27 protein-coding genes and 1 pseudogene are annotated in these 20820 nt (G+C 65.9%); 19 read left to right on the forward strand and 9 right to left on the reverse strand.

Translation table 11 applies throughout. The features are described 5' to 3' along the window. Positions 1 to 56 precede the first annotated feature (56 nt). Both BLP83_RS03950 and BLP83_RS03955 read right to left on the reverse strand, forming a co-directional pair. Positions 57 to 977, reverse strand: a complete 921-nt coding sequence (locus BLP83_RS03950; protein ID WP_091239078.1) for a hypothetical protein — start codon at positions 975 to 977, stop codon at positions 57 to 59. Positions 978 to 980: 3 nt separating this feature from the next. After that, positions 981 to 2207: a hypothetical protein gene (locus BLP83_RS03955; RefSeq protein WP_091239081.1), complete on the reverse strand. Its 1227-nt coding sequence runs from the start codon at positions 2205 to 2207 to the stop codon at positions 981 to 983. 238 nt (positions 2208 to 2445) lie between these two features. Between BLP83_RS03955 and BLP83_RS03960 the strand changes: the two genes are divergently transcribed. The 19 genes and pseudogenes from BLP83_RS03960 to BLP83_RS04055 all read left to right on the forward strand — a co-directional run bounded on the left by BLP83_RS03960 (position 2446) and on the right by BLP83_RS04055 (position 18240). Continuing rightward, positions 2446 to 2793, forward strand: a complete 348-nt coding sequence (locus BLP83_RS03960; protein ID WP_091239084.1) for a helix-turn-helix domain-containing protein — start codon at positions 2446 to 2448, stop codon at positions 2791 to 2793. Then, positions 2790 to 3719 (forward strand): ImmA/IrrE family metallo-endopeptidase, encoded by a 930-nt coding sequence (locus tag BLP83_RS03965; RefSeq protein ID WP_218121176.1) that lies wholly within the window; start codon positions 2790 to 2792, stop codon positions 3717 to 3719. Before BLP83_RS03960 ends, BLP83_RS03965 begins: the two co-directional genes overlap by 4 nt. A 1123-nt stretch (positions 3720 to 4842) precedes the next feature. Then, complete coding sequence (locus tag BLP83_RS03975; RefSeq protein WP_245679942.1) at positions 4843 to 5304, forward strand: DUF2924 domain-containing protein; 462 nt, start codon at positions 4843 to 4845, stop codon at positions 5302 to 5304. After that, positions 5301 to 6713 carry a recombinase family protein gene (locus tag BLP83_RS03980; protein ID WP_091239093.1) on the forward strand — a complete coding sequence of 471 codons (1413 nt, stop codon included), beginning with the start codon at positions 5301 to 5303 and terminating at the stop codon, positions 6711 to 6713. Before BLP83_RS03975 ends, BLP83_RS03980 begins: the two co-directional genes overlap by 4 nt. Beyond that, on the forward strand, positions 6710 to 7171 hold the full coding sequence (locus BLP83_RS03985) for a hypothetical protein (protein ID WP_091239095.1): 462 nt from the start codon (positions 6710 to 6712) through the stop codon (positions 7169 to 7171). The genes BLP83_RS03980 and BLP83_RS03985 overlap by 4 nt, the downstream gene beginning before the upstream one ends. A gap of 184 nt (positions 7172 to 7355) precedes the next feature. Further along, on the forward strand, positions 7356 to 7604 hold the full coding sequence (locus tag BLP83_RS03990) for a helix-turn-helix transcriptional regulator (RefSeq protein ID WP_091239098.1): 249 nt from the start codon (positions 7356 to 7358) through the stop codon (positions 7602 to 7604). Positions 7605 to 7748: 144 nt separating this feature from the next. Then, positions 7749 to 8093, forward strand: a pseudogene (locus BLP83_RS18840) (DUF7173 family protein); the annotation flags it as partial. Between the two features lie 4 nt (positions 8094 to 8097). Then, on the forward strand, positions 8098 to 8850 hold the full coding sequence (locus BLP83_RS04000) for a BRO-N domain-containing protein (RefSeq protein ID WP_091239100.1): 753 nt from the start codon (positions 8098 to 8100) through the stop codon (positions 8848 to 8850). Then, positions 8847 to 9677: an ATP-binding protein gene (locus BLP83_RS04005; RefSeq protein WP_091239103.1), complete on the forward strand. Its 831-nt coding sequence runs from the start codon at positions 8847 to 8849 to the stop codon at positions 9675 to 9677. Before BLP83_RS04000 ends, BLP83_RS04005 begins: the two co-directional genes overlap by 4 nt. 3 nt (positions 9678 to 9680) lie before the next feature. Beyond that, entirely contained in the window at positions 9681 to 10328 is a 648-nt protein-coding gene (locus BLP83_RS04010; protein WP_091239104.1) for a hypothetical protein, read from the forward strand. A 9-nt stretch (positions 10329 to 10337) separates the two neighbouring features. Then, positions 10338 to 10811: a DUF6511 domain-containing protein gene (locus BLP83_RS04015; protein ID WP_091239107.1), complete on the forward strand. Its 474-nt coding sequence runs from the start codon at positions 10338 to 10340 to the stop codon at positions 10809 to 10811. Then, positions 10808 to 11548 carry a PD-(D/E)XK nuclease family protein gene (locus BLP83_RS04020; protein ID WP_091239108.1) on the forward strand — a complete coding sequence of 247 codons (741 nt, stop codon included), beginning with the start codon at positions 10808 to 10810 and terminating at the stop codon, positions 11546 to 11548. The genes BLP83_RS04015 and BLP83_RS04020 overlap by 4 nt, the downstream gene beginning before the upstream one ends. Further along, positions 11545 to 11775: a DNA-binding protein gene (locus BLP83_RS04025; protein WP_091239461.1), complete on the forward strand. Its 231-nt coding sequence runs from the start codon at positions 11545 to 11547 to the stop codon at positions 11773 to 11775. The genes BLP83_RS04020 and BLP83_RS04025 overlap by 4 nt, the downstream gene beginning before the upstream one ends. Further along, complete coding sequence (locus BLP83_RS04030) at positions 11768 to 14050, forward strand: phage/plasmid primase, P4 family (RefSeq protein ID WP_091239111.1); 2283 nt, start codon at positions 11768 to 11770, stop codon at positions 14048 to 14050. Before BLP83_RS04025 ends, BLP83_RS04030 begins: the two co-directional genes overlap by 8 nt. A gap of 143 nt (positions 14051 to 14193) precedes the next feature. Beyond that, positions 14194 to 14658 carry a crossover junction endodeoxyribonuclease RuvC gene (locus tag BLP83_RS04035; protein WP_091239113.1) on the forward strand — a complete coding sequence of 155 codons (465 nt, stop codon included), beginning with the start codon at positions 14194 to 14196 and terminating at the stop codon, positions 14656 to 14658. Position 14659: 1 nt separating this feature from the next. Then, the gene (locus BLP83_RS04040; protein WP_091239115.1) at positions 14660 to 14863 is read left to right on the forward strand and encodes a hypothetical protein; all 204 of its coding nucleotides are present in this window, start codon (positions 14660 to 14662) and stop codon (positions 14861 to 14863) included. A gap of 22 nt (positions 14864 to 14885) precedes the next feature. Next, entirely contained in the window at positions 14886 to 15248 is a 363-nt protein-coding gene (locus BLP83_RS04045) for a DUF6362 family protein (protein ID WP_245679943.1), read from the forward strand. Between the two features lie 353 nt (positions 15249 to 15601). After that, positions 15602 to 17002, forward strand: coding sequence for a site-specific DNA-methyltransferase (locus tag BLP83_RS04050; protein WP_091239119.1), 1401 nt, complete (start codon positions 15602 to 15604; stop codon positions 17000 to 17002). Positions 17003 to 17046: 44 nt separating this feature from the next. After that, the gene (locus BLP83_RS04055) at positions 17047 to 18240 is read left to right on the forward strand and encodes a site-specific DNA-methyltransferase (RefSeq protein WP_281187101.1); all 1194 of its coding nucleotides are present in this window, start codon (positions 17047 to 17049) and stop codon (positions 18238 to 18240) included. On the opposite strand, the gene BLP83_RS04060 is transcribed toward BLP83_RS04055, so the two are convergent. The 7 genes from BLP83_RS04060 to BLP83_RS04085 all read right to left on the reverse strand — a co-directional run bounded on the left by BLP83_RS04060 (position 18200) and on the right by BLP83_RS04085 (position 20759). Further along, complete coding sequence (locus BLP83_RS04060) at positions 18200 to 18424, reverse strand: hypothetical protein (protein ID WP_091239463.1); 225 nt, start codon at positions 18422 to 18424, stop codon at positions 18200 to 18202. The genes BLP83_RS04055 and BLP83_RS04060 overlap by 41 nt on opposite strands. After that, positions 18424 to 18795 (reverse strand): hypothetical protein, encoded by a 372-nt coding sequence (locus tag BLP83_RS04065; RefSeq protein WP_091239125.1) that lies wholly within the window; start codon positions 18793 to 18795, stop codon positions 18424 to 18426. Before BLP83_RS04065 ends, BLP83_RS04060 begins: the two co-directional genes overlap by 1 nt. A 101-nt stretch (positions 18796 to 18896) precedes the next feature. Next, entirely contained in the window at positions 18897 to 19109 is a 213-nt protein-coding gene (locus BLP83_RS18150) for a hypothetical protein (RefSeq protein ID WP_143006533.1), read from the reverse strand. Positions 19110 to 19119: 10 nt separating this feature from the next. Continuing rightward, positions 19120 to 19428 (reverse strand): hypothetical protein, encoded by a 309-nt coding sequence (locus BLP83_RS04070; protein ID WP_091239128.1) that lies wholly within the window; start codon positions 19426 to 19428, stop codon positions 19120 to 19122. A gap of 63 nt (positions 19429 to 19491) precedes the next feature. Further along, a complete protein-coding gene (locus tag BLP83_RS04075) occupies positions 19492 to 19698 on the reverse strand; it encodes a DUF6900 domain-containing protein (protein ID WP_091239130.1) in 207 nt (68 codons plus the stop codon). 89 nt (positions 19699 to 19787) lie between these two features. After that, complete coding sequence (locus BLP83_RS04080; RefSeq protein WP_091239132.1) at positions 19788 to 20384, reverse strand: DUF3489 domain-containing protein; 597 nt, start codon at positions 20382 to 20384, stop codon at positions 19788 to 19790. Positions 20385 to 20489: 105 nt separating this feature from the next. Continuing rightward, complete coding sequence (locus BLP83_RS04085) at positions 20490 to 20759, reverse strand: hypothetical protein (RefSeq protein WP_218121180.1); 270 nt, start codon at positions 20757 to 20759, stop codon at positions 20490 to 20492. Between the last annotated feature and the right edge of the window lie 61 nt (positions 20760 to 20820).

Below are 20820 nucleotides of genomic sequence, written 5' to 3' on the forward strand. Positions count from 1 at the left end.
GCAACAGGCACTGATTGACTTCATACATGCTCTTTCGCTGCGATGCCGGCCAGCAACTACTGGTTCGCACATGGCATGCGGTAGAGGCCTTCCTTCTGGTTGGTGACGACCAAGGCTTCGTAGGCGCGCTTGGGCTCGGGATGCGCCTTGAACACGTCGATGGGCTTCGCGCTCTTGCGCCCGGCGCGGGTCATCACGTCCTCCGCCGAGCGGTCTTTGCCCTCGAACTCCCAGAGCGCGCGGAACACATCCGCCTGCGCCTTCGTGCACCGAATCGGCGCGCCGTCGTCGCCTTCCAGGTGCACGAGCCGGAAGTCCGCCGAAAACGGCCCATGCACGGGTGCCGTCGGATCGTTCCTGCGCCGTGTGGTGGTGACCGTCCCACGAGCGCCCAGGAACGAGATTGCTTCGCCGTGCAGCCGGAACCGTTCTTCCAGCGCCAGCCACTCCACGCCCGCATCCGTGGGCACACCGGCGGCAATCTGATGCGCCGGCGCGATCACATGCACCGGACCGTTGGCGGCGCGCACGCGATCCAACAGCCCAGGCTCTCGCCACAAACGGCGGATGTCGCGCGTCAGAACCACGGGAGTCTTCCCGGCATGACCCAGCATCCACGCGCCCGCGGCAAGCGCCGCAGACCCGCCATCCGACTCAATGCTCAGCGCTGCGCGGAGCCTCCGGTGTAGCCAGTTCTCGTCGAGCATGAGTGCTGCCAGGTCATCGGCATCAATTGGAACCGCACCGCACCCGGCGCAGCAGCATTCCAGATCGCCGTCTCGACCGCGCCGCACCTCGCCGCCATTCATTCCGCAGTAAGGGCATGGAACGATGCTGACGTTGTGCGACGTCGGCTTCACAGCCTTCGCCAGCGCGGGCAGGACGTCGACCTCGCTCTCCGACAGCCGCATCTTCATCACGGGCGCGCCGGTTGAGAACAAGCGGCACACCAGCGCCCACTGCGCATGCGCCGACAACGGTCAGCCCTCGATCATCGAGTGCGGCTGGGCGTCGGCCTGCGGGAAGTCGTCTGCATCCAGCGTCTGGCCGCGCGCCAGGATTCCCTTCTCGACGAGGTAGCGCTCGACGTTGGCCTTCATCACCGGATCGCGCATCGGAAGCCTCAACCGGCCCATGCTGGTCAATTCAGCGGTGACCACCCGATTCCTGCGCCCGGCCTCGCCCGGGTAGTAGAGGTTGATCTGCACCGCGGTCACCGTCCAGCCGCCCTCCAGTGGCGCCGACATCTCTTCCTGCATCAACTCGGTGACCGACTGATGCTGAGCCATCGCCGTCGCCGTGGCTTCGACCTTGAGCTTGCCGGTCGGGCTCAGCACCGTGATCTGCTTGAGTTGCACGGCGACGAAGCCATCCTTGATGGCCTGCGGGAAATCGACGCCTGCGCGGAACTGCGTGAGGTCGAGCTTCTCCGGCTTGATGCGCTTGGCATCGACGATCTGGCCCAACACGTGGGTAGCGAATTCGCTGGCCAGCATCTGGTGGAAGGCGGCGCCACCCTTGATCAGCGTGCGCACCACACCCGTCTTCTCGGAGTACTCCAGCATCCCGTGGATGCTCGGGTTGCCGACGCGGCGCGTCAGCGACGTGCCCTGGAACTCGAGGTGCAGCATCGCCAGACCCTTGACGTGCGCGGTCAGCAGGAACACGCCAGGGCTACGCTGGAAGATGGTGGTCTCGACACCGTCGCCGCAGCTCAGCATGCGCTGATAGAACTTCGAGACAGCCTGACCGAAGGCTGCGAGCGCGGGCTTGGTCATGTTCGGATGACGCTTGATACCCAGCGCATGCTGCTGGACCTGACTGCCCCGACGCTCGATGAAGTCGGCATCCAGCGCGTGGCGGAACAGGTCGGGATGGTGCCGGTAGAGCCAGAAGGCGCGATGCAGGTCGCTCTTGCAGCTCGCGAGCCCGATGAGGGCGCTGCCGCCGCTGGCGGCCGCCTGGAAGATAGCCTGCTGCCCCGGCCCGTCTGCCAAAGGCAGGCACGCATTCAGTTCGCCGACCAGGCGATCCTTGGCATCGATATCGGACCACTGGCGGACGCAGTCGAGCAGCGCACGCGAGGTTTCGGGGGTGTCGTCCCAGGCGAAGCCCAGCGGCACAGGCAGCGCGTGCTCAGTCAGGAGCTGATGGAGCGTGGCGTCGACCGGGAGTTCGAGCAGCACATCGACAAACGTTTTCTTCATTGCGGGGAGTTCCTTCAAAGGACTGGCAGTCGGGAGCTGGACAGCACGAGATCAGGCACAACGGGTGTCAGTGTTTGAAGGCAATGCTCCCTGCGTTTGTCGTGTAGCGAGATACAGCGAAAGGCTAGTACCCGGACTTCCGCTTGTCAATTATCGAGAGCGCCTCACCCCGCTGATGTATCTCGTGGCTATACTTCCGGCTCACGTCTTGAGACGCCTGTCCAGTAGAAGCAGACCGATGGCAACCACACTCGGAACCCGGCTTCGGCGCCTACGCGAAGCCAAAGGCATGACCTTGCAGCAGGTGGCCGACGCCGTCGGTTGCACCCGCGGCTACATCTGGGAACTGGAGATGAAGGACGGCCAACGGCCGTCGGCCGAGCGCGTGCTCCTGCTCGCGAAGACCTTCGGAGTCACGGTCGAGGACCTGATGGAGGAAACGCCTCGCCCAGTTCACGAAGCCAAGCCCGAGGACGTCGCGTTCTTTCGCGAATACGCTGGCATGACCGACGAGGAGAAGGAGCGCTACCGCCAAGCGCTCAAGCTGATGTTCCCGGGTCGCGGCGAGGGTGACGCGAAGTCGTGAGTGCGACGGCCCTAAACGGTTTCACCGCGGCCGCCACGGTTCTGAAGTGGTTGCGTGCCTGGCATGGAGACAACATGCCTGAAGCCACCGATCTCGACGTCGTGCGGCAGATGCTGCCGACCACGCCCTACGGCGCCGGCGTCCGAGAAATCAAGGCGCCGACGCCGCTCGACGTCAGCGGCTTCGAGGGCTGCTTGGTGCGCAACCCGGACGATCCCGCCGAATGGGGCATCCTCTACAAGCAACACGCAACACCCGAGCGCAGCCGCTTCACCGTCGCGCATGAGTTGGGCCACTTCGTTCTGCACCGTGCGCTGCAGAACCGCTTCGAGTGCGACAACCGCGGCGTTACGTCCGGCCAGTTCGACGGGCGGAACATCGAGCGCGAAGCCAACGAATTCGCCAGCAATCTGCTGATGCCGCTGGATCTGCTGCGGCGCTTCCTCGGCGATCAGCGCAAGGTCACGCTGCACTTGCTGAGCGACATCGCCCGCACCTTCGAGGTCTCGTTCGAAGCCTTGTGCCTGCGCTTCATCGAAGCCACCGACCAGCGCGCGATCTTGATCCACTGGGATCAGGGCTTCCTCAAGTACCAGCGGGCCAGCCGCAACGCACGCAAGACCGGCGCCTTCGTCCGCCAGCTAGAGTCTGCGCAAGAGCCGTTCGCCGGCACCCTGGCCGCTGACGCAAGCGTGGTGCAATGCTTCGATGGTGAGGAATGTTCCGCCGCGATCTGGTGCGCCGAGGAAGGCGCGCACATGAAGTTGCGGGAGTTCAAGCACACGTTCGTTAACCGGGATCGCGTGCTCACCCTCCTGCTACTCGAAAGTGCAGAGCCGCGAGACTGGGACGACTCTTGGAAGGACGAGTGCGTACCAGATACCTCAGATCGCTTCGCAGATTCCGGTCAATTTCCTGCCCACTGATCGTCGAAGGATTCCTTCCAAATGCACCAAGACTGGCCGGCAAGTTGCGCAATGGTCAAAGACGCAATGCGTGATCTGGTGATGCGTTTCGTCACCCCAATCAGCATGTCACTCGAGCATGGACACGGAGTGTCTTGGGCGACCGGGAACTATCTCGAGGTCTCGGGAAGTCGAATCCTGTTGACCAACCAACACGTCGTGGATGATGTGCCGACCGGCGGAGTACTCGCACACCTTCCAGGCCCCACTGATGACTACGTGGCTGTCACGCAACCTTGGTGCCGACGCTCCTACCCCGTCGACGCAGCTTGCGCGCCCACGCTATATCCTCAGTCAACAGGCATGAAGGAGGCGGTGCCGTTCGAACTTATTGACGGGCAAATGTTGGCGGAGCAGGACGAGTTGCTTTTTTGGATTGGATTCCCGGGTTACTCGGCCAATCGGCACGACGTGCCAACTGAAGGTCGGTTGCGCATGACTCGCTTTGGTGGGCCTCTAGAAACACGGGGATTGCCGATGCTGTCTCAGGTAATTCGTGGCTGGAACGGGGAAGGCGAAGATCTATTCAATCCCGACCTTCACGTTGCCGTCCACTACCCAAGTGAAGCGCAGCGTACGGCAAACGGGGAATTGACAGCACTGCCTCACGCAAAGGGCATGAGCGGTAGTTTGCTTTGGGACACGAAGTACTTGTCGCGCATGCGCCGTTCGGAAACTTGGTCTCCGGGCGATGCTCGGGTATGCGGATTGGTGTGGGGCGCCTTGGACCGCCCAGAGGTCGTGCTAGCCACAAAGATCGAGCATGTTCGAACGGCACTGGGTTGGCCATAAGGGCTTGCTGGCCCCGTTACTGCGCGCATTCCCGTTACAGCATAAGTTCTCGGCCAATAGCATGGGCGGCGTTGCAACACTGATCGCTAACCATGTTCCGTCAAGAACTCTTCTCAGATCACGATGAACCCCGCCACCCGCATCAGGAGGTAGCTGACATCCTGGCCGCCGCCTTCTTGCGCCTGTGTCGACGCGCTTCGTCATCGACAACCGCCGAGAGCGCGGTTGACCTTGGCTTCGGTGGCCAGCAGCGTGTTCATGCGAACCCCTCTCAACCGAAAGGAGTTCGCTGATGCCCATGCTCAACAAGCACCTCGATGCCGCGACTGTCGCCGCCCGCGTCGCTCAATTGCCGCACCTATCGATGGAGCAGCTGTGGGCGCTGTGGGATGACCACTTCGACGAGCGACCCGGCCACCACCAGCGCGTCTGGCTCGAATCGCGGCTCGCGTACCGAATGCAGGAGCGAGCTTTCGGTGGACTGAAGCCTTCGGTGCGCAAGCAACTGGAGGAGATCGGCCAGACCGGTCTACTGCCGCGGGCGATGCGGCGCGACGCCAACCGACTTCTGCCGGGAACGATGCTGACGCGCGTGTTCGACGACGTCGAGCATCGCGTGCTGGTCCGCGGGCCCAACGACTTTGAATACGACGGTCGGCGCTACACCAGCCTGACCGCCATCGCCTGCCACATCGCCGGCACGCGCTGGTCCGGTCCTGCCTTCTTCGGACTCACCACCAAGGAGCGCGCATGAAGCCGCAGCGCACTGCCTACGCGCCGCCGGCGCCGGTCGTCACCAAGAAGCGCTGTGCGATCTACACCCGCAAATCCAGCGACGAAGGGCTCGACCAGGAGTACAACAGCCTCGAAGCCCAGCGCGATGCTGGTCTGGCGTTCATCGCCAGCCAGCGCCACGAGGGCTGGATGGCGCTGGACGACGGCTACGACGATGGTGGCTTCTCGGGCGGCAACATGGAACGCCCGGGCCTGCGGCGCCTGCTCGCCGACATCGAGGCCAAGCGCGTCGACATCGTGGTCGTCTACAAGATCGACCGACTGACCCGTTCGCTTGCGGATTTCGCCAGGCTCGTCGATGTGTTCGACCGCAACAACGTGTCCTTCGTGTCGGTAACGCAGCAGTTCAACACCACGACGTCGATGGGCCGGCTAACCCTCAACATCCTGCTGTCCTTCGCGCAGTTCGAGCGCGAGGTCACCGGCGAGCGCATCCGCGACAAGATCGCCGCCAGCAAGGCCAAGGGCATGTGGATGGGCGGTGTTCCTCCGCTCGGCTACGACGTCGTCGAGCGCAAGCTCGTGGTCAACCCGCCCGAGGCGGCGCTGGTGCGCGATCTGTTCCGCCGATATGGCGAACACGGGTCGGCGGCGCGGATCGTGCGTGAACTCGCCGAGGAAGGTGTGACCACCAAGGCATGGGTGACCCAGACCGGCCGCCACCGGTCGGGCAGCCCCATCGACCAGAAGTTCCTGTTCAAGATGCTGCGCAATCGGATCTACCTGGGCGAACTGACCCACCGCGGCCGCGCCTATCCCGGTCAGCATCAAGCCATCGTCGCGCGAGAGGCGTGGGACGCGGTGCAGGCCTTCATGGAGCGCCGCAAACAAGGCCCGCGCGATGCACTGCAGAAGAATCCCGCGTTGCTCGCCGGCCTGCTGTTCGCGCCGGATGGTCAACGCATGATTCACTCGTACACCCGCAAGAAGAACGGGCGTTGCTACCGGTACTACGTCCCGCAGATGCACAAGCGCCATGCCGCGGGAACCCAGCGGAACGCCAACGTCCCTAACCTCGGCCATCTACCCGCTGCCGACCTCGAAAACGCAGTGCTGGCGCAGGTGCATGCCGCGCTCGCCGCGCCGGAAGTTCTGATCGGCGTGTGGCGCGCCTGCTTGCGCCATCCCGAAGGCGCCGGTCTGGATGAGGCGCAGGTCGTGATCGGCATGCGCCGCATCGGCGACGTCTGGGCGCAGCTGTTCCCGTCCGAGCAGCAACGCATCCTTCGGCTCCTGATCGAGCGCATCCAACTGCACGGCGATGGCCTCGACATCCACTGGCGCGAGGACGGCTGGATCGGCCTTGGCCGCGACGTCTGCGCCCACCCACTCGTCGAGGAGCATCGCGACCTGGAGGCTGCCGCATGAACACGCAGGCACGGAGGTTCGCCGTCACCATAGAAACCAAGGAGGATTCACGCAGCTACGTCAGCAACGGACAACGGGTCACGGTGGTCCCGCTGACGATCAAGCGCCGCCAGAACCGCAAGGTGCTGACCCCGCCACCATCCTCGGCGCCGGATTCCACGGTCGGCGGCTTCGACGAATCCATGATCCGAACGCTCGGGAAAGGCTTCCATTGGCAGAGGCAACTCGACGAGGGCCGTTACCCGCATGTCAGCGATCTGGCCCGGAAGCAAAAGCTCGAGCGCGGCTGGGTTTCAGAGATCTTGAGGATGACGCTGCTTGCGCCCGACATCATCACCGCCATCGTCGAAGGTCGGCAGCCTCGCCACGTCAACCTGCATGCGTTGCGCGGCCGCATCGACATCATCCCGCGCGACTGGAACGAACAGCGACGCCTGCTCGGTTTTCCCGAACGTTGACCTGATCCGAACACGCATCCACCCCAACGGCGAGCCTCGAGCTCGCCGTTGTCGTTTCTGGCGTCGGCGAACTACCGGCGAATATTTGCCATCGAGAAAATTCGCCAGTGCGTCCATCGGCAATTCGCCACTGAAAACCTGAAATGCCTCCACCGATTCCGCAGCGGAATCACAGGAGGAACAGATGCAAGCGCAAGCCCGCACCACCCCGCCCATCAGCGAACTGGCTCCCGGCGACCGCCGGGTTCTCAACGAAAACGAGGTCGCGAACCGCTGGGGCGTGAGCCCCAAGACCCTGCAGCGGTGGCGCTCGGAGGGCCGCGGCCCGAAGTACCTGAAGCTGTCCAAGCGCGTCGGCTACCCGCTGGAGTCGGTGATCGACTTCGAACGCCGGGTGCTGCACGAGTCCACCTACCAGCACGCGTCGGCGTGAGGTGGGGCCATGACTGCAATGACCGTTCTGCCCGACCGCCTCACGGCACTCAGCGTCGCTGACCTCGCCGCACTTCCGGCGCCTCAGCTCGCCGAGATCGTCCGCAACCTCGACGACCTTCTTACCTGACACAAGCAGCAGCGCGCCAAGGTCGATGCGGCACTCGACCAAAGCTACGCCGAGCGCATCCAGAAAGTTCGCGCCGATGCTGGCAAGGACTTCGGCACCGTGCACATCGACGACGGCGCCGTCCGCATCACCGTCGATGTCCCGAAGCGGGTGTCCTGGGACCAGACCAAGCTCGCCGCCATCGCCCAGCGCATCGCCGCTGCCGGCGAAAAGGTCGAGGACTTCATCGACGTCGACTACGCGGTCAGCGAATCGCGGTTCAACAACTGGCCGCCCTCGCTCCGCGAGCAGTTCGCCAGCGCCCGCACCGTGAAACCGGGCAAGCCGACCTTCCGCCTGACCACCATCTCCGAGGACTGAGTCCATGAGTACGCAACTCGCGCCCTTCAGCTTTGAAGGGCAATCGCTCCGCGTCGTCACCGATGAACAGGATCAGCCTTGGTTCGTCGCGGCCGATGTCCTGGCATCCCTGCAGTTGGATCGCAAGGCGCTCGAACGCCTCGACCCCGACGAGAAGGGGGTGAGTTCAATTCACACCCTTGGTGGTGATCAGGACATGACCACCGTCAACGAACCCGGTCTGTACGCGCTGATCCTCGGCAGTCGCAAGGCCGAAGCCAAGCGCTTCAAACGCTGGGTCACGCACGATGTGATTCCGGCCATTCGCAAGACCGGGTCGTACCTGACGCCGGGCACGCTTGCCACACTTCCGGCGCCGACCCACGACCGCGTCAGCGCCATCCTGCTGATCGGCGAAGCGGTCGCCAAAGTGCCGGGCGTCAAGGCCGGTATTGCGGCGGCGGCGACACTCACCTGCATCCAGGAAAACACCGGCATCACCACTGAGATGTGGCGGCGCGCGCTGCCGGCGGCGAACGAGCCGATGTGCGCCTTGAACGCCACCCAGCTCGGGAAGCTGCTGAATCGCTCGCCCAAGGCGACGAACCGGCTGCTGGCGGACAACGGTCTGCAGATCCGCAACGAGCGCGACGAGTGGGAGCTGACCGAGGCCGGCGAGGCCTGGGCGGAAGCCATGCCTTACTCTCGCAACGGCCACAGCGGCTACCAGATCCTCTGGAATCCCGCGGTCGCCGAGATGCTGAAGGAGGCCGCATGAGCCTCCCCATCATCTCCGCGCAGCAGCGCATGGCCGAGCGCAAGGGCGTGAAGCTGTTGATGCTCGGCAAGTCGGGCATCGGCAAGACCACTCGCCTGCGCGATCTCGATCCGTCGATGACGCTGTTCATCGACATCGAGGCCGGCGATCTCTCGGTGGCCGACTGGCCCGGCGACACCATCCGCCCGGCCTCCTGGCCGGAGTGCCGCGACCTGTTCGTCTACCTCGCCGGGCCGGACCGCTCGCTGCCGCCAGAGGCGGCGTTCTCGGTCGCCCACTACGAGCACGTCGTCGGCCAGTTCGGCGACGTTGCTCAGATCGACCGCTACGCGACCTTCTTCGTCGATTCGATCACGCAGATGTCGCGGCTGTGCTTCACCTGGTGCAAGTCGCAGCCGGGCGCCATCAGCGACCGCTCCGGCAAGCCCGATCTGCGCGCAGCCTACGGACTGCTCGGCCAGGAGATGGTCGGCGCACTGACCCACCTGCAGCACGCCCGCGGCAAGAACGTGGTGTTCGTCGCGATCCTCGACGAGCGCCTCGACGACTACAACCGCAGGGTCTTCGAGCCGCAGATCGAGGGCAGTAAGACCGGCCTGCAGATGCCCGGAATCGTCGACGAGGTCGTGACCCTCGCCGAGATCAAAGCCGAGGACGGCAGCGCCTACCGCGCCTTCGTCACCCACACGCTCAACCCCTACGGCTTCCCGGCCAAAGACCGGTCGGGACGCCTCGACCTGCTCGAACCGCCCGACCTCGGCGCACTGATCGCCAAGTGCGCGGCCACTGCCGCGCCGAACCCTGCCTCTGCCACTTCCAAGGAGTAATCCATGACCACGTCCAATGCTTCGAGCTGGAATGACTTCAACGACGCCGACACCCAGAGCGGCTTCGACCTGATCCCCAAGGGCACGTTGGTACCGGTGCGCATGACCATCAAGCCGGGCGGCTTCGATGAGCCGGCGCAGGGCTGGACGGGCGGCTACGCCACGCAGTCCTTCGAGACCGGCGCGGTGTACCTCTCGGCTGAGTTCGTCGTCACCGGCGGCGACTTCGCCAAGCGCAAGCTCTGGAGCAACATCGGCCTGTACTCGGCCAAGGGCCCGACCTGGGGCCAGATGGGCCGCAGCTTCCTCCGGGCCGCGCTCAACAGCGCACGCAACGTCCACCCGCAGGACAACTCGCCGCCGGCGGTCGCCGCGCGCCGCATCGCTGGCTTCCACGAGCTCGACGGCCTGGAGTTCCTCGCCCGCGTCGACGTGGAGAAGGACGCCAAGGGCGGCGACCGCAACGTGGTGAAGCTCGCGGTGGAGCCCGACCACCCCGACTACGCGCGCCTCATGGGCGTGCCGGCCCGCGGCCACGGGGCACCGTCGGCGCCCACGGCGCGCGCCGCCGCAGCACCGGCGCATTCCCCCGCACCGGCCATCGCCGCGCCAGCACGCGCGCCCACCGGCAAGCCGGCGTGGGCGAGCTAAGGAGGACCCTTGAAATGCTGGGTCTGCAAACGACAGGCACGCGGGTTCGGCCATGCCGACACCCGCTTCAAGCCGACCGATCCGCGCCACCACCACTGGGACTGGGTCTTCTGCTCGCGCCGCTGCCAGGACGCCTTTCACGCCCTGTACGGCCGCTGGAAGAACGCGCGCACTCAGGGAATCACCATTCCGGAGACCGACATGATCGATGCCACTGAGATCGAGCGCGCGTGCCTGCAGAAATGCTTGAAGGCTTTCGGCGCCGCCGCCGAAGCGATCGGATTCGACAAGCCGCTCGGCGAGTATGCCGAGCCCGAGGCCTTGCAGGTGATCGGCGCCATCGTCACCTGCTTCACCAACGCGATGGCGGCCCACCACGAGATGGCGAAGTACCCGCCCGTGCGCGGCATGCCCGAGGTGCGCGACCCGCTGACCGACTTTTCCGATCTGGAGGACAAGGCGTTCTGGGAGAAGTCGCCATGACGCTCGACTTCAATGCAACGGCAAGCGTCAGTGGCCAGGTCACGGCGCGCATCGACCGCGGCATGCAGGCGGCGCGCGCGAAGGAGAAGTCGCGCGACTACCTCGGCGCGTCGCGTCTGGGTGTCGAGTGCGAGCGCGCGCTGCAGTTCGAGTACGCCAAGGCGCCGGTGGACTACGGCCGCGACATCGACGGGCGGATGCTGCGCATCTTCCAGCCTGGCCACGTGATGGAAGACTGCATGGTGGCCTGGCTGCGCGATGCCGGCTTCGACCTGCGCACCCGCCGCGCCAACGGTGAGCAATTCGGCTTCGCCGACGCCGACGGCCGACTGCGCGGGCACGTCGATGGCGTGATCGTCGGCGGACCGGACGGCTTCGCCTACCCGGCGCTGTGGGAGAACAAGTGCCTCGGCGCCAAGGCCTGGCGCGAAGTCGAGTCCAAGGGGCTCGCCGTGGCCAAGCCGGTCTATGCGGCGCAGGTGGCGCTGTACCAGGCCCATCTCGAACTCCACGAACACCCGGCGATCTTCACTCCGATCAATGCCGACACGATGGAGATCTACGTCGAGCGCGTGGCGTTCAATGCGGCGCTGGCGCAGCAAATGACGGATCGCGCCGTGCGGGTGATCACCGCCACCGAGGCCGGTGAACTGCTTCCCCGCCGCTTCTTCGATGCGACCCATTTCGAGTGCCGGATGTGCGCCTGGCAGGACCGCTGCTGGAGGGCCGCAGCATGACGACGCCTTCGGACGACCACGTGCTTGGCGAGAAACTCGTCGACGCGCGCAGCGCTGCCATGAGTCTCAACCTGCCGTTGCACTGGCTGGCGCAAAAGCAGCAGCGCAAGCACCGCGGCATTCCGCACTACCGCGTCGGCAAGCTGGTGCGCTTCAAGCTCGGCGAGTTGCTGACCTGGATGCAGGCCCAGCAATCGGATGCCTCCGAGGAGGCTGCCCATGCTTGATTTCAACGAAGCCGACGCAGCTCCGCTCCCGGACCGCAGCGCACAGCGTGACGCCGTACGTGCGGCGCTGATCGCGCGGATCGACAGCGTGCTGTCGGCACTGTTCCCGGCTGGCAAGAAGCGCAAGGGGCTGTTCCTGATCGGCGACGTGATCGGCAGCCCCGGCGACAGCCTTGAGGTCGTGCTCACCGGCGACAAGATCGGGCTGTGGACCGACCGCGCCACCGGCGATGGCGGAGATCTCTTCGATCTGATCGCTGCGGCGCGCGGCATCGATCCGGTGAGCGACTTCCCGCGGCTGCTCGACGCGGCAGCGGACCTCGCGGGGCGTGTCCCGGCAACGCCGAGCAAGGCGTCGCGCAAGGAAGCGCCGGTCGATGATCTTGGGCCCGCCACGGCGAAGTGGGACTACCTCGACGCCGCCGGCATGCTGATCGCGGTCGTCTACCGCTACGACCCACCCGGGCGGAAGAAGGAATTCCGTCCCTGGGACGCGCGCCGCCGCAAGACGGCGCCGCCCGATCCACGGCCGCTCTACCACCAGCCGGGAATCGTCGCTGCCGCGCAGGTGGTCCTGGTGGAAGGCGAGAAGTGTGCGCAGGCCTTGATCGATACGGGCATCTGCGCGACCACGGCCATGCACGGCGCCAACGCGCCGGTCGACAAGACCGATTGGTCACCGCTGGCCGGCAAAGCCGTGCTGATCTGGCCCGACCGTGACAAGCCGGGCTGGGAGTACGCCACGCTCGCCGCGCAGGCGATCTTGTCGGCCGGCGCCAAGACCTGCCACATCCTCTACCCGCCCGAGGAAGCTGCTGACGGTTGGGACGCAGCCGATGCCATAGCGGAAGGCTTCGATGTCGCCGCCTTCCTCACGCATGGCCCGCGCCTGCAGATGCATGACGTGGCGGACGAAGCCGAGCCGGTCATCAGCAGCGACGAATCGGTGTGGGGCACCGAGGATGCGCTGGCGCTGGCCTTCACCCGTCGCTACCACCGCGACTGGCGCTACGTCGCGGCGTGGGGCCGCTGGCTGGTCTGGGACGGTCACCGCTGGCGCACCGAGGACACGCTGGCAGCGACCGACCTGATCCGCTGCGTCTGCCGGCACGCCGCCGTCCATGCCGACAACCCGAAGATTGCCGCCAAGCTCGCGACCTCGGGCACCGTCGGTGGCGTCGAGCGACTGGCGCGAGCGGATCGCCGGCACGCGGCCACCACCGCCGAGTGGGACGCCGACCCCTGGCTACTCAACACGCCCGGTGGCGTGATCGACCTCAAGACCGGCCGGCAACGCTCCCACGACCGCGCCGACCGGATGACCAAGATCACTACGGCGACGCCCAGCGGCGACTGCCAGATCTGGCGCCAGTTCCTGGCCGAGGTCACCGGTGGCGATGCTGACCTGCAGGCCTACCTGCAGCGGATGGCGGGCTACACACTGACCGGCTCGACGCAGGAGCACGCGCTGTTCTTCCTCTACGGCACGGGCGCCAACGGCAAGTCGGTGTTCGTGAACACCCTGGCCACGATCCTCGGCGACTACGCCGCCAACGCGCCGATGGACACCTTCATGGAGACGCGCACCGACCGGCACCCGACCGACATGGCGGGCCTGCGCGGCGCTCGCTTCGTGGCCGCCATCGAAACAGAACAGGGTCGGCGCTGGGCCGAGTCCAAGGTCAAGAACCTCACCGGCGGCGACAAGATCTCCGCACGCTTCATGCGTCAGGACTTCTTCGAGTTCTTCCCGCAGTTCAAGCTCGTCGTGGCCGGCAACCACAAGCCGGCCATCCGCAACATCGACGAAGCGATGAAGCGTCGCCTGCACCTGATCCCGTTCACGATCACGGTGCCGCCCGAGCGTCGCGACAAACATCTGCAGCAGAAACTCCTGGCCGAGCGCGACGGCATCCTCGCCTGGGCCGTGCAGGGCTGTCTCGACTGGCAGCGACTGGGTCGGCTCGATCCACCGCAGCAGGTCCTCGAGGCCACGGAAGAGTACTTCGAAGCCGAGGACGCGCTGGGCCGCTGGCTCGACGAGCGCTGCGTGCGCGAGGCCAACGCCAAGTCGCTGAGCGCCGAGTTGTTCACCGACTGGAAGCAGTGGGCCGATGCCGCGGGCGAGTTCATCGGCTCGCAGAAGCGGTTCTCCGATCTGCTGATCACGCGCGGCATCGAGAAGTGGCGCAACCCGTCTGGCCTGCGCGGCTTCCGGGGCATCGGCCTCAAGAGCCCGCCCAAGCCCGCTTACACCCCTTACGCCGACGACTGACGGCCATGCCGACGCATCCGACTGACGCATTTGACGCACGACGTCGTTACCTCTCCCGCGCGGGCGCGCGTGCACACGCCTCATGGGAGTTTCGACATAGCGCGTCGGATGCGTCAGTCCACACCGAATTAAGGACTGAACTCATGACGACGACGATTCTCGCCCTAGATCTGGGCACCACTACCGGCTGGGCGCTGCGCAGCAGCGACGGCGCCATCACCAGCGGCAGCGAGAGCTTCCGACCGCAGCGCTTCGAAGGCGGCGGCATGCGCTTCCTGCGCTTCAAGCGCTGGCTCGCAGAACTCAAGGACGTGGCCGGCGGCATCGATGCGCTGCACTTCGAGGAAGTGCGCCGGCATGTCTCGACTGACGCCGCGCACGCCTACGGCGGCTTCCTGGCCACACTCACCGCGTGGTGCGAGCACCACCAGATTCCCTACCAGGGCGTGCCGGTCGGCACGATCAAGAAGCACGCGACCGGCAAGGGCAACGCCAGCAAGGACCACGTGATCGCGGCGATGACCGCCCTCGGGCACGCGCCGGCCGACGACAACGAAGCCGACGCCCTGGCCCTGCTGCACTGGGCCATCGCCAGCCAGGAGGCGTGAGATGAAGATCCCGACGCCCACCTATCGCTGCCCCTTGGCGCGCATCCAGCCCGAGATCACGGACTTGGAACTCATGAAGCAACGCGGCTGGCGCGACCAGCACATCCTCGTCGCCCACCTGACCGACGACCGGCTCGACTACTTCGAGCGGGAGTTCGTGAAGGCCATTGGCGAGCGGCTATACGGAGGCGCGCGCCGTGGCTGACCGGACCTGGACGATTGACGCAGTGGCCGCGCGCTTCGAAGAAGCAGCCAGTACCAGCCGTCGCCTGCCACCCGTGCGTGTGCAGGGCTACTTCAATACCTGGCCGGTGATCGCCCGCAGCGCGTGGGAAGCCTTCTCGGCCGACGAGAAGGCTTATCGCCCGTTCCCACCGTCGCCGGCCGCCATCGACCGCATGCTGGAAACGATGCACTGGGTGCAGTGGCTTGAAGAGGAGCAGCGCCACCTGGTGTGGATGCGCGCCAAGCGCTACGGCTGGCGCGACATCACCATTCGCTTCGCTTGCGACCGCAGCACGGCGTGGCGGCGTTGGCAGGCAGCACTCGCACACGTTGCCGCCAAGCTCAACGGTGCGTGCATCGCGTAGGGTTTTGGCGTGTTTTGGCGGACCGCTCACCGCGATTGCGGTGACGGTGGGAAATGCGCGGCGATGAGTCCGCGCAACATTTTCGGCGATCCGTCGTAGGATTTCCTCCATGCTCGGGAGCAGTGGCGATGAAGCCACAGTGGCTTCGCCGCGACGCTCTTGGGGAAAAAGGGGTCCTTCCTGCCGGAAGTGCCATGCGGGGGGCGCGAGCGCGATGCATCGCTAGCGTGAGGGTGCGAACCAAGGTTCGCACGGTTCGCGGTTCGCACCCGGTTCGCACACCCACCATCGATTCCACTCCACCCGCCACGGCTTTCGTCGGCGGGTTTTTCATTTTCAGGACCCGCATCCGCGTGAACCCGCTGCACGTCGAGTACCGCCAGGTCGAGACGCTGATTCCCTACGCCCGCAATCCGCGCACGCACAACGATGCGCAGATCGCCAAGATCGCCGCGAGCATCGCCGAGTTCGGCTGGACCACGCCGATCCTGATCGACGCCGATCACGGCATCATCGCTGGCCACGGGCGTTTGGCGGCGGCGCGCAAGCTGGGTCTGGCCGACGTGCCGGTGATCGAACTGACCCACCTGTCACCGGCGCAGAAGCGCGCCTACGTCATCGCCGACAACCGCCTGGCGCTCGACGCCGGTTGGGACGAGGAACTGCTGGCGCTGGAACTCGCGGACCTCACCGAGGCCGGCTTCGATCTCGCGCTGACTGGCTTCGACGATGCCGAGCTGCAGTCGCTGCTCACCGATGCCGAGGCCGGCGACCCGGAGGCAACCGATGAGACGCCCGAGGAAGACGATGCGGCCGACGAGGTGCCCGACGCACCGGTGATTGCGGTATCGCGCCCGGGCGACGTCTGGCTGCTCGGCCCGCATCGCCTGATCTGCGACGACGCCAGCGACCGCGACGTGATCGCTGCGCTGATGCAGGACGACCGGGCGCAGTTGTGCTTCACCTCGCCGCCCTATGGCAACCAGCGCGACTACACCACCGGCGGCATCGCCGATTGGGACGCGCTGATGCGCGGCGTGTTCGCGCCACTGCCGATGGCCGACCAGGCCCAAGTCCTGGTCAACCTCGGCCTGATCCATCGCGACAACGAGTTCATCCCGTATTGGGATGCCTGGCTCGGGTGGATGCGCACGCAAGGTTGGCGGCGCTTCGCGTGGTACGTCTGGGACCAGGGCCCGGGTATGCCGGGCGACTGGGCCGGCCGCTTGGCGCCGAGCTTCGAGTTCGTCTTCCACTTCAACCGCGACACCCGCAAGCCGAACAAGATCGTGCCCTGCAAGTTCGCCGGGCAAGACACTCACCTGCGCGCCGATGGTTCGTCCACGGCCCTGCGCGGCAAGGACGGCGACGTCGGTGGTTGGACCCATGCCGGCCAGCCCACGCAAGACCACCGCATTCCCGACTCGGTGATCCGGGTCATGCGCCACAAGGGCAAGATCGGTGAAGGCATCGACCACCCTGCAGTGTTTCCGGTGGCGCTGCCGGAGTTCGTGATCGAGGCCTACTCGGCCGAGGGCGAGATCGTGTTCGAACCGTTCTGCGGCTCAGGCACGACGATCCTGGCGGCGCAGCGTACGGGCCGCATCGCGCGCGCCGTCGAGATCGCGCCGGAGTATGTGGACGTGGCGATCCGCCGCTTCCGCCAGACCTTTCCGGAGGTGCCGGTGCGCCTTCAGTCCACTGGCGAGAGCTTCGATGCGGTCGCCGCGGCGCGCGCAGGATCACCGGCATGACGCGCTCCTGGCTGGCTGAGAAGATCGAGCCGTGGCCGACCGACATGCTCATCCCCTACGCCCGCAATGCGCGCCAGCACTCGGACGCGCAGGTGGCACAGATCGCCGCCAGCATCGCGGAGTTCGGGTTCACCAACCCGATCCTCGCCGGCAGCGACGGTGTCATCGTCGCCGGCCACGGGCGTCTCGCCGCGGCACAGAAGCTGGGACTGGTTACGGTGCCGGTGGTCGTGCTGGACCATCTGTCCCCCACACAGCGCCGCGCGCTGGTGCTTGCCGACAACCGCATCGCTGAGAACGCGAGTTGGGATGAGGATCTCCTGCGGGTCGAGCTCGCGGACCTGCAGGACGCTGGCTTCGACCTGGACATCACCGGCTTCGACGCCGACGCGCTTGCAGAACTGATGGCCGGTGACGAGCCCGATGTGTCAGGGCAGACCGATGAAGATGCCGTCCCGGAAGTGTCGGATACGCCGGTGTCCCGTGCCGGCGACATTTGGCAGCTGGGACAGCATCGCCTTCTGTGCGGCGACGCGACCCTGACGGCGAGCTACGACGCACTGCTCGGCGAGGAGCGAGTGGCTATGGTCTTCACCGATCCACCGTACAACGTGAACTACGCCAACAGCGCCAAGGACAAGCTGCGCGGCAAGGACCGCGCGATCCTCAACGACAACCTGGGAGATGGCTTTTCGGACTTCCTCTTGGCGGCGCTGACGCCGATGGTCGAGCGCTGCGACGGCGCGATGTATGTGGCCATGTCGTCGAGCGAGTTGGACGCGCTGCAGACTGCCTTCCGTGCGGCCGGCGGCCACTGGTCGACGTTCATCATCTGGGCCAAGCACACCTTCACCCTGGGCCGCGCCGACTACCAGCGCCAGTACGAGCCGATCCTCTACGGTTGGCCCGAAGGCGCCGAGCGCCACTGGTGCGGCGACCGCGACCAGAGCGACGTCTGGCAGATCAAGAAACCGCAGAAGAACGACCTGCACCCGACCATGAAGCCGGTCGAACTGGTCGAGCGCGCGCTGCGCAACAGCTCACGCCCCGGCGATGTGGTGCTCGACCCATTTGGCGGTTCTGGCACGACGCTGATCGCCGCGGAGAAGTCCGGGCGCGTCGCGCGGTTGATGGAGTTGGACCCGAAGTACGCCGACGTGATCGTGCGGCGCTGGGAGGACTTCACCGGCAAGAAAGCTATTCGCGAGGCGGCAAACCAGGACTCATGCGCCAGTTGAATCGGCGCGAAGGCTCTTTGGTGTCTTCCTCCTCCGCGATGCGCCGCAGCAGTTGCATCGTGGTGAGATCGCGGGGCAGCACCGCGCACATTAAGCGCACGGTCTGTTCGATGGAGACGTCCTGACGCCGGTTGGCTATCAGCCACCGCAGCGCCTGCTCCCTTTCGGCAGCAGGCGTATTCATCAGGCGGCGCACGCCTCGTCGATGATGCCGCAGTGGATGACGAAGCCGGTGAGGTACGGCAACCCGCGCGGGATGCCGTAGTCCTTGCTGGCCTGGCGGCCAATCGTCCATCCCATCCACTTGCGCGTGGCGACGTTGATGGCGTCCGCCAGGGCGTTGCCTTCGTCGACGGCGTTGAGGACGTCGTCCGCGAAGTGGCGGCCAAATCGGCTGTCGAGGAAAACGCGCACGATGTCGAGGGATTCGCCGGTGGCGGTGGCGACCGCGGTCATGGCCAGGGGCCAGGCGGCCTCGGCGCGCTCGTTCATGGTCCCAAAGAAGCCCCAGCCCTCGTTGTGGGTGGCGGGGATCGTGTCGTGGGTCTGGCTCATGGTTGACTCCGTGGTGTGGGTGGCGACGCGTCCATGAACGCGCTGTTCCGCCCCAAAGCCAAGCGTTCTTGCGAAGAATCTTCGATCATTCTCGCGCCGAGTCAATCGGCGATCTCGACGGCGCCCGGGCCATTGCCTTCGGGGTCGGACAGGATCAGCAGGGTCCGCTGCTGACCATCCGGCATGGTCAGCACCAGCCCGAAGTATTCGGGCTCGAAGTCATCCTCGCCTGGCGCGGTCCGCGCCAGGGCAGTGACCGTCGCGCCCAGCAAAGGGCGCAACTGGTGCAGTTGGAAATCGACGTGACTGGGCATCGCGTGGACCTCACTCGGCTCGGACGCCGACGTACCGCCCGTAACGTGATCCGGACGGATCGACGTAGAGCGTCGTGCGATTGGGTGCGGTGACTTCCACCACGCTGCGCCCGCCGCCGTCCAGGAACCCGCCGCGCCCCGCCAACCAGTCGCGGTCAGCGAGCAACGCGGCGGTGAACGCGTCGTACTCGGCCTCCGTCATCGCGTGGCGCGACTCGATCTCGACGTAGTTCGCGAGGTCGCCGAAGCGAAGGCTGGCCAGGACCTCGGCGAGGTCGTTGGGCTTGCGGGCAAATCGGACTCTGATGTTCTCGATCATGGGGATCTCCGTGGCGTTGGGTGTGGATGCATGAACGCGCTGTTCGCGCGGGAAGCCAAGCAATTACTGCTTGGCTTCGTCCTGCTTCTGCATCCGGCCCGCCTGGCGGCGACCCTCCGCGATGCCCGCCTCATAGGCGGCCTGCAGCGCGTCGCGCAGGCACCACACGCCCACGTCGTGGAAGTCCAGGCTGTCGCGGTGGCGCGTCTCCAGGGTCTCGATGGAGAGGTGCGTCTGGGCGATGCGGGTGAAGAGTTGGTTGGCGGTCATGGCGGGTCTCCGGGTCGTGTGGCAACGACTCCATGAACGCGCTGTTCAAGCGAGAAGCCAAGCGTTTCCACCCGGCTTCTCGATCATGTTCAGGCGACGCGGTACACCCGCTCCGCGCCCTCGGCCTTCTCGGAGGTCAGGACCAGTCCGAGCTTCTTCTTGAAGGCGCCAGCGAAAGTGCCGCGCACGGTGTGTGCCTGCCAGCCGGTGCTCTCGCAGATCTGGCTGATCGTCGCGCCCTCGGGGCGACGCAGCATCCGCAGGACTTCGGCCTGCTTGCTGTTCTCGCGGGTGCGCGGCACGCGTGGCGCGTCGTTCGCCGTGAAGCTTGCCTCGGCGCTGGCGACCGCGGCCTCCATCGCCGCGTCGTCTGCCCCATCGGGCGCGATCTCCGCCGTCGCCGCCTCGGCGTTGGCGATGATCCGGTCCAGATTGGCCTCGAAGGCCGAGATCCGTTTCGGATTGATGCCCGGGCGCGGGTGGTTCATCGCGTCGTAGCCTTCGGCAGCGACGCACCAGCCGTCGCCATCGCGCGTGATCAATGCGCGGTTGAAGAGGCCATCGAGCACCTTGCTGCGGGCGCCGCCCTTGATGTTGTCCGGGAAGCGCTCGATGCGCCCGCCGGTGTGCTGGATGGCGGCGTCGAGGATGAGACGCTGGGTTTGGGTGAGTTCGGTCGTGCTCATGCTGTTGCTCCTGGTTTGGTTGGGGTGCGCGTGATGAACGCGCTGTTCGTCAGTGAAGCCAAGCGGAAAGCTGGCCGAGCGGGTCGCCCCGCCCGGCGCCGTGACTCAGTCCTCCGCGGTGTCGTCGTCCTCGCCCTCCTCGATCTCGTCGATGGTGTCCTGCAGGCTCACCATCGATTTGCCGAGGTAGCCGTGATCGTTGGTGACCGCGGTCGTGATGTGCGCGATCCAATAGGACTCGGCGCGCATCAGCGCCCCGTGCAGGCCGTTGCGGCGCAGCAGGCCGCGTGCTTGTTCGACCAGTTCCAGAATCTGGGACTGGATCTCGACAAGTTCGTCGATCACGTCTTGTCGGCTCTGGGTGGTGGTGCTCATGGGGTGCTCCGTGATGGTGTGGATGTGCTCGTTGCGGGGCACATGAACACGCTGTTCGCCA

Origin of the sequence: Aquimonas voraii, from assembly GCF_900101825.1 — a bacterium.
GTDB lineage: Bacteria > Pseudomonadota > Gammaproteobacteria > Xanthomonadales > Xanthomonadaceae > Aquimonas > Aquimonas voraii.

Coding starts and splice junctions, on each gene's coding strand:
- BLP83_RS03955 (WP_091239081.1), bottom strand. CDS start 2,207: ATGAAGAAAACGTTTGTCGATGTGCTGCTCGAACTCCCGGTCGACGCC.
- BLP83_RS03960 (WP_091239084.1), top strand. CDS start 2,446: ATGGCAACCACACTCGGAACCCGGCTTCGGCGCCTACGCGAAGCCAAA.
- BLP83_RS03975 (WP_245679942.1), top strand. CDS start 4,843: ATGCCCATGCTCAACAAGCACCTCGATGCCGCGACTGTCGCCGCCCGC.
- BLP83_RS03980 (WP_091239093.1), top strand. CDS start 5,301: ATGAAGCCGCAGCGCACTGCCTACGCGCCGCCGGCGCCGGTCGTCACC.
- BLP83_RS03985 (WP_091239095.1), top strand. CDS start 6,710: ATGAACACGCAGGCACGGAGGTTCGCCGTCACCATAGAAACCAAGGAG.
- BLP83_RS03990 (WP_091239098.1), top strand. CDS start 7,356: ATGCAAGCGCAAGCCCGCACCACCCCGCCCATCAGCGAACTGGCTCCC.
- BLP83_RS04000 (WP_091239100.1), top strand. CDS start 8,098: ATGAGTACGCAACTCGCGCCCTTCAGCTTTGAAGGGCAATCGCTCCGC.
- BLP83_RS04005 (WP_091239103.1), top strand. CDS start 8,847: ATGAGCCTCCCCATCATCTCCGCGCAGCAGCGCATGGCCGAGCGCAAG.
- BLP83_RS04010 (WP_091239104.1), top strand. CDS start 9,681: ATGACCACGTCCAATGCTTCGAGCTGGAATGACTTCAACGACGCCGAC.
- BLP83_RS04020 (WP_091239108.1), top strand. CDS start 10,808: ATGACGCTCGACTTCAATGCAACGGCAAGCGTCAGTGGCCAGGTCACG.
- BLP83_RS04025 (WP_091239461.1), top strand. CDS start 11,545: ATGACGACGCCTTCGGACGACCACGTGCTTGGCGAGAAACTCGTCGAC.
- BLP83_RS04030 (WP_091239111.1), top strand. CDS start 11,768: ATGCTTGATTTCAACGAAGCCGACGCAGCTCCGCTCCCGGACCGCAGC.
- BLP83_RS04035 (WP_091239113.1), top strand. CDS start 14,194: ATGACGACGACGATTCTCGCCCTAGATCTGGGCACCACTACCGGCTGG.
- BLP83_RS04040 (WP_091239115.1), top strand. CDS start 14,660: ATGAAGATCCCGACGCCCACCTATCGCTGCCCCTTGGCGCGCATCCAG.
- BLP83_RS04055 (WP_281187101.1), top strand. CDS start 17,047: ATGCTCATCCCCTACGCCCGCAATGCGCGCCAGCACTCGGACGCGCAG.
- BLP83_RS04060 (WP_091239463.1), bottom strand. CDS start 18,424: ATGAATACGCCTGCTGCCGAAAGGGAGCAGGCGCTGCGGTGGCTGATA.
- BLP83_RS04065 (WP_091239125.1), bottom strand. CDS start 18,795: ATGAGCCAGACCCACGACACGATCCCCGCCACCCACAACGAGGGCTGG.
- BLP83_RS18150 (WP_143006533.1), bottom strand. CDS start 19,109: ATGCCCAGTCACGTCGATTTCCAACTGCACCAGTTGCGCCCTTTGCTG.
- BLP83_RS04070 (WP_091239128.1), bottom strand. CDS start 19,428: ATGATCGAGAACATCAGAGTCCGATTTGCCCGCAAGCCCAACGACCTC.
- BLP83_RS04075 (WP_091239130.1), bottom strand. CDS start 19,698: ATGACCGCCAACCAACTCTTCACCCGCATCGCCCAGACGCACCTCTCC.
- BLP83_RS04080 (WP_091239132.1), bottom strand. CDS start 20,384: ATGAGCACGACCGAACTCACCCAAACCCAGCGTCTCATCCTCGACGCC.
- BLP83_RS04085 (WP_218121180.1), bottom strand. CDS start 20,759: ATGAGCACCACCACCCAGAGCCGACAAGACGTGATCGACGAACTTGTC.